Source organism: Pseudoxanthomonas gei, from assembly GCF_010119615.1.
In the GTDB taxonomy this organism is placed as follows: Bacteria; Pseudomonadota; Gammaproteobacteria; order Xanthomonadales; family Xanthomonadaceae; genus Pseudoxanthomonas_A; species Pseudoxanthomonas_A gei.
In genome coordinates, this window is the sequence record NZ_QOVG01000027.1 from 1 (window position 1) to 611 (window position 611).

Below are 611 nucleotides of genomic sequence, written 5' to 3' on the forward strand. Positions count from 1 at the left end.
ATACAAGGCTTTTCGATTATGTTGCTGAGACCGTCATCTTGCCCGAAGCGGATAAGCTGTCGATTCGGCAACTGTTCAAACCCGTGTTCGTACCTAGAGACACGATTATTGAGCGGTCGGGACGGATTCCTCAATACCACAACTTTATTGTGTCGGGGTACATGCGGAATTTTCATGTCGATGCGGATAACAACGAAATCACGACGGACCTGAATGAGGGCTCCCGTTTTTTTACGTCGTATTTCCATTTTATGAATCGCACGGTTTCCGACGAGAATCTGCACTGTATTACGGACTGCGAACTGCTGCGAATCAATCGGGACGACGTAGAGATTGGTGCCGAACGTAGCTTCACGCAGAAAGATTATACGATTCGAATCCTGCAAAAACACCTGGAAGCTGATAAAAGGCGACTGACCGATATGGCTAATCTGACGGCAGAAGAACGGTATCGAAAATTTATTCAGGAAAAGCCAGGCATTGTCAGACACGTTCCACTACGTTACATCGCTTCGTATCTGGGGATCACTCAGAGGCATCTGAGCCGACTCCGCCGGGAAATTCCGTTATAACGCTCGCATAGTTATATAACCGTTTATCCGTATTGGACA

1 protein-coding gene is annotated in these 611 nt (G+C 47.1%); it reads left to right on the plus strand.

Features of this window, described 5'->3' with window-relative positions; translation table 11 throughout:
* On the plus strand, positions 1-572 hold a 572-nt coding region (locus DT603_RS15810), incomplete at its 5' end, for a Crp/Fnr family transcriptional regulator (RefSeq protein ID WP_162350951.1).
* Between the last annotated feature and the right edge of the window lie 39 nt (positions 573-611).